Genomic DNA, 10,753 nt, shown 5'->3' on the forward strand with positions numbered 1-10,753 from the left:
GGATACAAGCTTGCGTCATCATGGAACCACCGGGGGTGCCGGCGCGTCATTTGCGCGACATCACAACCTCCGGTGAGACAAAGCATGCGCCGATTCGTCCCACCCCTGCTCGCCTTCACCGCGCTGGGCCTCGCCGCCGGCGGCGCCGCCTCCTGGAGCTGGAACAGCGCCGGGGGTGGCAGCGCGGCGGCCGAGGTTGCGGCCGAAACCCTGCCCGGCCCTAGTGGCACCACCCGCGCCGCCGAACAGGTGGCCCTACGGGCGGTGGAGGCGCAGCTGCGCCGCGCCGGCCATACGGCGCCGCTGCAGGAGGTGAAGCTGATCCGCCTGGGTGAGGGCGAGGAGCTGGCCGTCTGCGCCACCCTGCCCTCCGCCTCCGGCGCGCCGGCCGATGTCGTGGCGCGGGTCATCCTCTCCAGCCTCGCGATCCGCGATGCGCGCACGGGCCAGCCCGCACGCGGCAGCCAGCCGCTGGTGGTGATGGAGGATGCGCCGGGCCTCTGGCGCGGCGGCGCGCCGGGTGAGCCGCGCCGGCGCTATTGCGGCACGCAGCCCCGCCAGGGCGCGGAGCCCGTTCTGCAGGCCGCCGCCAGCGCCGCGACGCAGGGGGCACCGGCCGCCGGGGCGGCGTCCTCCGGCCCGACCGCCACCGTCACGGTGCTGAACCCGGTGCGGGTGCGCGCCGCGCCCAGCGGCCAGGCCGAGATCCTCTGGGTGGCCGAGCGCGGCCGCGCCTTCCATGTGCATGGCCAGGCCCCGGGCGGCTGGGTGCAGATCGGCGACGAGGTGGCGCCCGCCGGCTGGGCGCATGGCACGCTGCTGTCCCCGGCGCCGCTGTAGCAGGCGGCCGCCTGCTTAGAGGCGGGCCGACCCCGTGACGTCGGCCGGGTTGCCGGCCTGCCGAGTGGATCCTACCGCCGCCGCCCGAGCGGCAGTTCGAGGCGGCAGGCCAGGCCCTCCGGCCGCCAGTCCAGTGTGATCTGGCCGCTCAGCTGGCTGCGCACCGTTGCTTCCAGCACGCGGGATCCGAAGCCCCGGCGCAGTGGCGGCTCTGCCAGCGGTGGGCCGCCGGTCTCGGTCCAGTGCAGCAGCAGCACCCGCCCCGGCTCGCCACCCGACCAGCACCATTCCAGCCGCACCTCGCCATCGGCCGCGGACAGGGCGCCGTGCTTCACCGCATTGGTCGCCAGCTCATGCACCGTCATGGCGAGCGCCTGCGCCACCACCGGCGAGAGGGTGACGCAGGGCCCCTGCATGCTCACCCGCTGGCCGCCGAGGAAGGGCAGGACCTCGCCGCGCAGCAGCGTCTCCAGCTCCGCCCCCTCCCACTGCCGGTCCGCCAGCAGCGTCTGGGCCCGCGCCAGCGCGCTCACCCGTCCCTCGATGGCGGCGGTGTAGCTCGGCAGGTCCGGTGCCTTGGTCAGGCGCAGCGCGGCGAGCACCACGGCCAGGGCGTTCTTGGCGCGATGGTCGACCTCCCGCGCCAGCAGCGCCTGGCGTTCGGCCGCCTGCCGGCTTTCGGTGATGTCCCGGGCGACGCCGGCCAGCATGCTCGGCCGGCCCTCCGGCCCGGTCTCGACCACGGCGCCGCGGGAGGCGATCCAGCGCCAGCCGCCTTCCGGCGCGGGCACGCGGAATTCCGCCTCGAAGCGCGGGCTGCGGCCTTCGCAGACGGCGCGCAGCCGGCCTTCCACCATCTCACGCTCAGCCGGATGGATCGGCTCCACCCAGGCGGAGAGCGGAAAGCCATCCACGGCCAGCTGCGGGAAATCGTCCTGCAGCAGGCCGCGCCGCCAGCCTAGGTCGCGGGCGATGTCATATTCCCAGCTGCCGAATTCCGCCGCCTCCAGCGCCAGGCGCAGCCGCACATCGCTGCCGCGCAGCGCCGCCTCCGCCGCCTTGCGGTCGGTGATGTCGAAATGCGCGCCATAGGTCACGCGGCGCCCATCCAGATCCACCCCGTGCACGCGCACCAGCACGTCGCGGATTTGCCCGTTGCGCAGGCGGTGCCTGGCCTCGAATTCCTGGGTCCGCGGACCCACCGCGCTGCGTCGGCCACGTTCGCGAATAGCCGGCGTATTGCCCAGGATGTCGATGTCGCCGATGTTCATTCGCAGGAATTCCGCCCGCGTATAGCCGTAATCGGCGCAGGCGCGGTCGTTCACCTCCAGGATGTCGAGCGTTGCCTGGTCGATGACGATGACGGCGAAGGGCGCCGCGTGGAACAGCGCGCGCTGCCGCGCCTCGCTCTGCCGCGCCTTGGCTTCCGCCCGGCGCAGGCTGGTGACATCGAGGTTCACGCCCAGCATGCGCCGCGGCCGGCCAGCCTCGTCGGTCTCCACCACGCCGCGGCCCAGCATCCAGCGCACGCTGCCATCGGGAAGCTTCAACCGGTACTCGATCTGCAGCGGCCCCGGGCGGGCGAGAAAGCCCACCGTCTCCGCCTTGGCGCGGGCCCGGTCGGCGGGGTGCACGCGATCCAGCCAGGCATCGAAGCAGGCCTCCGGCGGCGTTGCCGGGTCGATCGCCATCAGGCGGAACATCTCGGGCGACCAGCTGGTGGCGCGGCGCTGCACGTCCCAGTCGAAGATGCCGATCTCCGCAGCCTCCTGCGCCATGCGCAGGCGTTGCTCGCTGGCGCTGAGCCCGGCCTCCGTGCGGCGCAGGACCGTCACATCCGTCAGGCTTTCGGCAATGGCCACCGGGCGCCCGGCCGCATCGCGCCGCAGCCCCATCTGCACCGAGACCACCACCTCGCTGCCATCCCGCCGCCGCTGGCGCAGATCTCCCTTCCAGGCGCCGTCGCGCAGCAGGAGCGAATCGATCTCCGCCTGCGGCAGCGGGAATTCCGTTTGCAGCAGCCGATGCGCCGGCTGGCCCACCGCTTCCTCCGCCGCCCAGCCGTAGAGGCGCTGGCAGCCCGCCGCCCAGAAGCGGATGGTGCCGTCCAGCTCCCGCACCAGCAGGGTGGAAAGGTCGAGCGTCGCGACCAGGTCGCGCAGCTGGGCCTCGCTTTCGCGCAGCGCCTGTTCGGTCCGGCGCAGCTCCGTCACATCCAGGTTCGTGCCGACCAGGCCGAAGAAGGTGCCATCGGGCGCGAAGCGCGGCTCGGCCTCCGTGCGCAGCAGGCGCCATTCGCCGGCGGCATTGCGGTAGCGTGCCTCCACGGTGAAGCCGGTGCGGGTCTGCCGGCCCTGGCGGAAGCAGGCGGCGACGCGGGCGGCATCCTCGGGGTGCAGCCGCCCGATCCAATCGAAGCCGACCATTTCCTCCGGCCCCACGCCCCAGAAGGCGCGCAGGCTAAGATTCATGTAGATGGGCCGGCCGCTGGAATCGCCCATCCAGAGCATGGCGGGCAGGCTTTCGGCCAGCAGGCCAAAGCCTGCCTCCTCCGTCTCCGCCGGCGGCGTATCGGCCGGCGCATCCGCTGACGCCTCCCGCGCCTCGAGCAGGCGCAGCGCGGCGCGCACGACCTCGCTGGAGCTGCGGTAGCCGCCCCTGGCGATCAGCCGATCGATCAGCCCATCGAGCTGTGGTGTGAGGGAGACGTTGCGGGTGCGGCGGGGAGCCATGGCGGATTGTTCCGGAGGGGCGCCGATGTGTCAATCTGTGCCACAAACCTCCTGCGCCCGGCTTGCCGAAGCGGCGCGGCGCCGCGCATCCTGCCCGCCATGCCCGCCATTCCCCCGCCCACGCTCAATGCCTCCCGCCAGGTCGCCATCCGCGAGGCCTGGCTCGACCAGTGGCGGGAGGCTGCGCTGGATCCCGCGCTGCCGATCGTCGATCCGCACCACCACCTCTGGGACCGCGACGACGAGCGCTACCTGCTGGAGGAGCTGCTGCAGGACGCCGCCAGCGGCCACGACATCCGCGCCACGATCTTCGTGCAATGCGCTTCGATGTACCGCGCCGAGGGGCCGGAGGCGCTGCGCCCGCTGGGCGAGACGGAATTCGTCAATGGTATCGCCGCCGCCAGCGCCAGCGGCCGCTACGGCCGAATGCGCGCCTGCGCCGGCATCATTGGCTATGTCGACCTGACGCTGGGCGATCACGTGGCGCCGCTGCTGCAGGCGCATCGCGCCGCCGCCGGCCCGCGCTTCCGCGGCATCCGCAACCGTACTGCTTGGCACGCCTCGCCGGAGGTGCGATCGAATCTGGTCTCGCCGCCGCCGGGCCCGCTGGCCGATCCGCGCTTCATCGAGGGCGCGCGGGAAGTGGCGCGGCAGGGGCTGGTGCTGGATGTCTGGGCCTATCACACGCAGCTGCCGCTTGTGGCTTCGCTGGCCCGGGCGGTGCCGGAGCTGACCGTGGTGGTGAATCATTGCGGCGGGCCGCTCGGCATCGGCCCCTATGCGGGGCGGCGGGCGGAGGCCCTGGCCGAGTGGCGCGCCGTGGTGATGCCGCTGGCGACGCTGCCCAATGTGGTGATGAAGCTGGGCGGCCTGGCCATGGAGGTGGGCGGCCACGACTTCCATCTGAAGGACCGCCCGCCGGCTTCGGCAACGCTGGCCGAGGCCTGGCGCCCGGTGGTGGAGCCGCTGATCGAGGCCTTCGGCGCGCCGCGCTGCATGTTCGAGAGCAACTTCCCGGTCGACAAGGGCATGTGCAGCTACGGCGTGCTGTGGAATGCCTTCAAGCGCCTGGCGCAGGGGGCGAGCGATGCGGAGCGGGCCGCGCTCTTCGCCGGCACCGCCACGCGCATCTACGGGCTGGACCCCGCCTTCGCTCAGATGGCGTAGGGGGGGTAGCCGGAGGATTTCTGCTCGGCGTCGAGCTGCCGCAGCATGGCGTGCCATTCCAGCACGCCATAGGGGCGCCGCGCGCCGGGCTGGTACAGATGCGCGGTCTTCGCCAGGATCTCCTCCCCCGGCATGGTGAGCTCCGTGCGCGCAGCCATGGCATCCACCTGCGCGCGGCAGGACATCTCCAGCTGGTACATGGTGTTGAAGGCCTGCGGCAGCGTCGCGCCGCAGGTCAGCAGGCCGTGGTTGCGGAAGATCAGCGCATCATGCGCGCCGAGGTCGCGCACGATGCGCTCGCGCTCCGACAGGTCGATCGCCGGGCCTTCATAGTCGTGATAGCCGAGATGGCCGACGAAGCGGATGGAAGTCTGACTCAGCGGCAACAACCCGCACTTCATCGCCGCCACCGCCATGCCGGCCCGCGTATGCGTATGGATCACCGCCGCGACATCCGGCCGCGCCTTGTGGATGGCGCCGTGGATGACATAGCCGGACTTGTTGATGCCGTAGTCGGTATCCGGCTTCCAAAGGATATTGCCCTCGACGTCGATCTTCACCAGCGAGGTCGCCGTAATCTCCTTGTACAGCAGCCCGTAGAGGTTGATCAGCAGGTGGTCCGTGCCGGGGATGCGCAGCGTGATGTGGTTGTAGATCAGGTCCGTCATGCCGTGGACATCCATCAGCCGGTAGCAGGCGGCCAGGTCGCAGCGCGCGCGCCATTCGGTGGGGCTGACCTCGTCGCGGATCGAGGGCCAGTTGGTGTCGTAGCGGGGGGCGGCGGCATCCATGCGGGCGTTTCCTTCTCCGGCCGATTTCCGGCCTGGCGTTCTTGCGGGTGCCAGTTTCGGGCAGGCGGCGGGAGAAGGGAAGAGCTACACCTCGTAGCGGTTTGGAGGCACGGGGATGTTCAGATGCTCGCGCAGCGTGGTGCCGGCATAGTCCGTGCGGAACAATCCGCGCCGCTGCAGTTCCGGCACCACCAGCTCGACAAAATCCTCCAGCGGCCGCGGGTAGTGCGGCGAGAGCAGGGTGAAGCCGTCGCAGGCGCCGGATTCCACCCATTGCTGCATCGTGTCCACGATGCGCGCGGGCGTGCCGACCAGCAGATGGTGGCCGAGCGAGGTGCCGAGGTAGCGTGCCGTCTGGATGATGGAGAGATTTTCCCGCGCTGCCTTGTCCATCAGGTGCCGCTGCCGCGCCTGGGCGGCGTTGGAGAGCGGCAGCGGTGGCAGGGGCGCATCGGGCGGCAGCGCGAAGATGTCGAGGTCACCGCAGAGCCGCGCCAGCAGCCGCATGGAATTCTCATCCGAGAGCAGCCCCTGCAGGTCGCGATATTTTGCCTCTGCCTCCTCCTCCGTCCTGCCGATGATGGTCATCAGCCCGGGCATGATCTTCACATGATCCGGCTCGCGGCCGTACTTTTGGGCACGCGCCTTGAGATCGCGGTAGAAGGCCTGCGCCTCCGCCAGGTCGCTCTGCGCCGTGAAGACGAGATCCGCCGTGCGCGCCGCCAGTTCCATGCCGGGGCCGGAGGAGCCGGCCTGCGTCACCACCGGCCGCCCCTGCGGGCAGCGCGCCACGTTCAGCGGGCCGCGGACCTTGAAGTGCTTGCCGACATGATCCTGGAAATGGATTTTTGACGGATCGATGTAGATGCCGCTCGCCTTGTCCCGGATCAGCGCGCCCTCGCCGAAACTGTCCCATAGTGCGGCGACCACATCGTAGAATTCTTCGGCGCGTTCGTAGCGTTCGGAATGCAGCATGTGGTGGTCGGCGCCAAAGTTGCCGGCCTCGTCCTCGATCTGCGAGGTCACCAGGTTCCAGCCCGCGCGGCCCTTGCTGATATGGTCGATGGAGGCGAAGCGGCGGGCGATGTTGTAGGGCTCGTTGTAGGTGGTGGTCGCCGTCGCGACCAGGCCGATGCGCTGCGTCACCACGGCCAGCGCCGCCAGCAGCGTGGTGGGTTCCAGATAGGCGGTGCGGCCCTGGCTCGGCCGATAGCGGCTGACGCCATCCAGCGCGCCGCTGCCATTCACCGCGACCGTGTCCTGGAAGAAGATCGTATCGAATTTCCCGCGTTCGGCGAGCTGCGCGATGCGGACGTATTCGGCGAATTCCATGTCGCATTCGGTGACGGCATCGGGGTGCCGCCAGCCAGCGGAATGGCTGCCGGGAGTGAAGAGGAAGGCGGCGAGATGCATCATCGGCGGGGCCTCGATCTCAGGTCAGGCGGCGCAGCAGCAGGGCGCCGAATTCCAGCACCTCTGCCACCCAGCCGGGTGGCAGCAGGGTGGTGGCATCGAGCTGGGTGATAATGGCGGGGCCCTGCAGCCGATCTCCCTGCCCCAGCGCGGCACGATCGTAGATACCGGCCTGCGCGGTGCCGGATTCGAAATGCACCGCCTGCGTCGCAGTGGGCTGCGCGCCCGCACCCTGGGGCAAGGCCTTCGCCACCGGCGCGGGCAGCGCGCCCACCGCCTCCAGCCGCAGCGTGACGATCTCCGCGCGGCCCTGCGGCAGGTCGAAGCCATAGAGCGCGCGATGCGCCGCCGCGAAATCCGCCGCCGCGTTGGCGCCGCGCCAGGGCACCGGCAATTCGCCGCCCTGGCCGGCATAGCGCATCAGCACGATCCTCTCCGTGCTGCGCGCGGGCGGCGCCACGCCCTCCTCCGCGAACCAGGCCGCGGCCTCCGCTTCGAGTTGGGAAAAACCCGCCTCGATGGCGGCGAGATCCGCCTGGCCCGGCAGCACGGACCGGCTGAATTCCGCGCGCAGATCGGCGGAGAGCAGGCCCTGCGCGCAGAGCACGCCGGGCGAAGGCGGCACCAGCACCTGGCCGATGCCGAGCATCGCCGCCAGTGCGCAACCATGCAGCGGCCCCGCGCCGCCGAAGGGCACCAGTGCGAAATCGCGCGGGTCATGCCCGCGTTCCACGGAGACGACGCGCAGCGCGCCGACCATGTTGGAATCGACGACTGCCAAAATTCCGCGCGCCGCCTCATGCAGCGAAAGGTTCAGCGGTGCCGCGACCTCGCGCATCACCACCGCCTCCGAGGCCGCGACATCCAGCTGCATGCGGCCGCCGAGCAGCGAGCTGGGCAGATGGCCGAGCACCACATGCGCATCCGTCACCGTGGCGCGCTGCCCGCCGCGGCCGTAGCAGGCCGGCCCGGGATTGGCGCCGGCACTCTCCGGCCCCACCGCCAGGGCGCCTTCCGCGGTGACGCGCGCGATGGAGCCGCCGCCGGCGCCGATCGTCACCATGTCCAGCATCGGCAGCGGCAGCGGCCAGTCCCCGACCGCGCCGCGCTGCGTCAGGTTGATGGCGCCGCCCTGCATCAGGCAGATATCCGCGCTGGTCCCGCCAATATCCACCGTGAGGATCCTGGGCACACCCGCCGCGGCCGCCACGGCGCGCGCGCCCACCACGCCGGCGGCGGGACCTGAAAGCGCGGTGACGGCGGGCGCGCGTCGGATGGAGGCCGCGCCGGCGACGCCGCCATTCGATTTCATCAGCAGCAGCGGCGCGTCGATGGAATCCTCGGCCAGCCTTTCCTCCAGCCGCCGCACATAGGTGGAGACGGCGGGCATGACCTGCGCGTTCAGGATCGCGGCCAGCGAACGTTCGTATTCGCGCACCACCGGCAGCACGTCGACCGAGGCGGTAACCGCCACGCCGGGCAGTGCTGCGCGCAACAACTCGGCCACGCGACGTTCATGCGCCGGCGCGGTGAAGGCATGCAGCAGGCAGACCGCGACAGCTGCCACACCCGCCTCCCGGCAGGCCTCCGCGGCGCGCTGCACGCTGTCCTCGTCCAATGGCGTCAGCACCGCGCCATCGGCGGCGATGCGCTCCGTCACTTCGAAGACGCGGGAGGGTGGAACGGGGCGGCGCGGCTTCACCCAGGCGTGCAGGTTCGCGCGGCGCGGAATGTCCTGCCGGCCGATCTCCAGCACATGCCGGAAGCCTTCGGTGGTGACGAGGGCGGTGGGGGCGCCCTTGTTCTCCAGGATCAGGTTGGTGGCGATGGTGGTGCCATGAAGAACACGGCCGATGCGGGCTGCCGATTCTCCCGCCGTCTCCAGCACCAGGCGCACGCCGGTGAGAAAGGCCTCCGAGGGATCATGCGGCGTGGAGGGAGTCTTGGCCGTCCAGGCGCGGCCCGTCGCCGAATCCTGCAGCGTGATATCGGTGAAGGTGCCGCCGATATCCACCGCGACGGAAAGCGGCCGCGGCTCAGTCGAGGGCATCAGCATAGCTCCCGCGATGAAAGGCTTTCGTCATCGGACGCGCGCTGCGCAGCGCGTCCATGGCGACAACATCGATGCGCCGGCCCTCGATCACCACGCCATAGTCGCGCCGTGCTGCCTCGGCACTGACCAGCCCGCCCAGCACATCCTCCAGCACCGCCTCCGCCGGACGATCATAGGGATGGCCGCGCCCGCCGCCGCCGCCGGTCTCGATCCGAAGAATGTCGCCACGCACGACGCGATTGCCATCCGACAGCGGCCGCAGCAGCCGTTCCTGCGGCGTGCCCGGATTGACCAGCACGCGGCCGGGCCCACCGGACATGCCACCCGCCGCGCCCCAGGGCGGATTCTCGACGCCATCGAGCCGCACGGCGAGCACGGCTTCCTCGGCCATGATCTCGTATTCACGCACGATGCCGCAGCCACCACGCCAGCGGCCCGGCCCGGCGCTGTCGCAATTCAGACCGTAATGGCGCAGGCGCACGGGGTATTCGAGCTCCAGGAACTCGACCGGATAGTTCTCCTGCGCCACGAAATAGACGCCGTCGATGCCATCCGCGAAGCTTCGGGCGCCATAGCCGACGCCGAGACCGTCGCTCATCAGGAAGGACTTTCCGCCGATCGTCCCGCGCAGGAGCATGATGACATAGGCGGCGTGCGCGGCGGGCGCCTCGCCGCCGGCGACGGAGACCAGGCCGTTCAGCGCGGCCAGCATGCGCATCATGGTCAGGCCGCGCATGCCGAGCGCCGCGGGGAAGCGCGGCTGCAGCAGCGAACCCTCGCGCAGCCGCACTTCGTCCAGCGATTGCGGCCCGCCCGCATTCACCACCTGAGTCGCATCGCCGCCGAGGAAATAGAGGCCCAACGCCATGCCGGGCACGTCCGGATTCATCAAAAAGTTCACCGGCCCGGGCGACTGGTCGTCCGTCTCCGTCGCATCCAGGATGAAGCGGTCCTCCGCCGTGCGGGTCAGGGCGAAGCGCAGGCGCAGCGTGCCGCTGCCATGGCCGTCGCCGTCGATGCGGTCGGTGAAGCGATGCGTCCCCACCGGAAAGGTGCCGCGCAGCCGCCCCCGCACCGTCTCCCGCGTCCGGTCCAGCAATTGCCGCAGTGCATCCGCCAGCACCGGTGCGCCAAAGCGCCCGGCCACTTCCCGCATCCGCGCCACGCCGAGTTCCACGCTCGCCATCAGCGCCCGCGTGTCTCCTTGCGCCTGCTCGGGGTAGCGGGAGTTGCGGTAGAAGATGGCCAGCGCCGCCTGGTTGATCTCGCCGCCGCGGATCAGCCGCGTCGGCGGGATGATGACGCCCTCATGAAAGATTTCGGTGGCGTCGGGACTGATGGAGCCGGGCCGCAGCCCGCCGATATCCGCAAAATGCGCCCAGCCCATGACGAAGGCGACGCGCACGCCATCGAGGAAGACCGGCGCCAGGAAAACCTGGTCGTTGGAATGGCTGACCGCGCCCCGCGAGCCGTAGCAGTCATTGTACCAGTAGAGGTCGCCCTCGCGAATCGTCTCGATCGGAAAGTCACGGAAGACGGGCCCGCAGATGTCGCCGAAGACCGGCACGTTGGACCCCACGGCCATGACCCCATCGGCGTCGAAGAGGGCCGTGTAAAAATCCTTCTTCTCGCGGATGAAGGCGGACATGGCGGTGCGCTCGATCAGCGCCTCCATCTCCGCCTGCGCGGCGCGGATCGCGCCGCGCACGATTTCGAGCGTTACGGCATTGCAGAGGGGTAGGGGCAAAATCGGAGTC

7 protein-coding genes are annotated in these 10,753 nt (G+C 70.7%); 2 read left to right on the forward strand and 5 right to left on the reverse strand.

Translation table 11 applies throughout. The features are described 5' to 3' along the window. Positions 1-84 precede the first annotated feature (84 nt). Entirely contained in the window at positions 85-840 is a 756-nt protein-coding gene (locus tag J3S20_RS15185) for an SH3 domain-containing protein (RefSeq protein WP_216837334.1), read from the forward strand. A gap of 71 nt (positions 841-911) precedes the next feature. Here J3S20_RS15185 and J3S20_RS15190 read toward each other — a convergent pair whose 3' ends face one another. After that, positions 912-3,572 carry a type II toxin-antitoxin system ParD family antitoxin gene (locus J3S20_RS15190; RefSeq protein ID WP_216837335.1) on the reverse strand — a complete coding sequence of 887 codons (2,661 nt, stop codon included), beginning with the start codon at positions 3,570-3,572 and terminating at the stop codon, positions 912-914. A 99-nt stretch (positions 3,573-3,671) separates the two neighbouring features. On the opposite strand from J3S20_RS15190, the gene J3S20_RS15195 reads away from it, so the two are divergent. Further along, positions 3,672-4,739: an amidohydrolase family protein gene (locus J3S20_RS15195; protein ID WP_216837336.1), complete on the forward strand. Its 1,068-nt coding sequence runs from the start codon at positions 3,672-3,674 to the stop codon at positions 4,737-4,739. On the opposite strand, the gene J3S20_RS15200 is transcribed toward J3S20_RS15195, so the two are convergent. The 4 genes from J3S20_RS15200 to J3S20_RS15215 all read right to left on the reverse strand — a co-directional run bounded on the left by J3S20_RS15200 (position 4,727) and on the right by J3S20_RS15215 (position 10,743). After that, positions 4,727-5,530, reverse strand: coding sequence for a class II aldolase/adducin family protein (locus J3S20_RS15200; protein ID WP_216837337.1), 804 nt, complete (start codon positions 5,528-5,530; stop codon positions 4,727-4,729). The genes J3S20_RS15195 and J3S20_RS15200 overlap by 13 nt on opposite strands. A gap of 84 nt (positions 5,531-5,614) precedes the next feature. After that, positions 5,615-6,946: an LLM class flavin-dependent oxidoreductase gene (locus tag J3S20_RS15205; protein WP_216837338.1), complete on the reverse strand. Its 1,332-nt coding sequence runs from the start codon at positions 6,944-6,946 to the stop codon at positions 5,615-5,617. A gap of 16 nt (positions 6,947-6,962) precedes the next feature. Then, positions 6,963-8,993, reverse strand: coding sequence for a hydantoinase/oxoprolinase family protein (locus J3S20_RS15210; RefSeq protein WP_216837339.1), 2,031 nt, complete (start codon positions 8,991-8,993; stop codon positions 6,963-6,965). Continuing rightward, positions 8,980-10,743: a hydantoinase B/oxoprolinase family protein gene (locus tag J3S20_RS15215; RefSeq protein ID WP_216837340.1), complete on the reverse strand. Its 1,764-nt coding sequence runs from the start codon at positions 10,741-10,743 to the stop codon at positions 8,980-8,982. Before J3S20_RS15215 ends, J3S20_RS15210 begins: the two co-directional genes overlap by 14 nt. Between the last annotated feature and the right edge of the window lie 10 nt (positions 10,744-10,753).

This window comes from Falsiroseomonas tokyonensis (assembly GCF_019024325.1).
Lineage (GTDB): Bacteria > Pseudomonadota > Alphaproteobacteria > Acetobacterales > Acetobacteraceae > Falsiroseomonas > Falsiroseomonas tokyonensis.